The sequence below is a fragment of the Alcanivorax sp. HI0044 genome (assembly GCF_001634945.1).
On the sequence record NZ_LWEZ01000013.1, the window covers coordinates 1 to 804 of the forward strand.

General features: G+C 58.5%; 1 protein-coding gene. It reads right to left on the reverse strand.

Features of this window, described 5'->3' with window-relative positions; all coding sequences use genetic code 11:
- Window positions 1-269 precede the first annotated feature (269 nt).
- Window positions 270-803 carry a nucleoside triphosphate pyrophosphatase gene (locus tag A3730_RS00125; protein ID WP_231883786.1) on the reverse strand — a complete coding sequence of 178 codons (534 nt, stop codon included), beginning with the start codon at window positions 801-803 and terminating at the stop codon, window positions 270-272.
- Between the last annotated feature and the right edge of the window lies 1 nt (window position 804).

The following is an 804-nucleotide window of genomic DNA, read 5'->3' on the forward strand; positions in this document are numbered from 1 at the left end:
GAGCCCGGGGCAGGTGATTCGCGAAGTGGCGGGGCAGGAAGAAATGCTGAATTACAGCGCCAGCCGTTCTCCCATGGAAGAATTTATTCGCCGTTTTGGTGTATCCATTGGTGAAGGCATGGCGGCCCAGTTGGGTCTGAGTGCCTCGCCGGTGATTCGTTGATCATAATAGCTACGAGCTACGAGCTACGAGCTACGAGCTACGAGCTACGAGAAGCTAGAAGAGGCGAGTTCCGAGAGAGATAGTGCTCGGAACTCGCCTCTTTCCTTTATATAGGCAGCTGAATCCCCTCGGCGGCCAGGAATTCGGTTAACACGATCAATGGCAGGCCCACCAGTGTATTCGGGTCGCGACCTTCCAGTGCCTTGAACAAGACAATGCCCAGCCCTTCGGATTTGAAGCTGCCGGCACAGTTCAGTGGCTGCTCTATGTCCACGTAGCGTTCGATTTGCGCCGGTTTCAGGGTGCGGAATTGCACATGAAACGGGTCACAGGCCACCTGGCTGCGACCGGTGGCGGTATTGAGCAGGCATAACCCAGTCAGGAAGGATACCCGCTGACCGCTGGCGGCGTTGAGCTGGCGGATCGCGGTGTCCCGGTCACCGGGCTTGCCCAGGACCTGATCGCCGATCACGGCGACCTGATCGGAACCGATGATCAGCGTGTCCGGGTGCTGATCGGCCAGCGCCAGGGCTTTTTCCCGGGCCAGGCGCATCACCAGTGCGGTGGGGGATTCACCCTCATGCCGGGACTCGTCGATATCCGGGCTCTGATGGATAAAATCCAGCTTCAGCTTGTCCAAT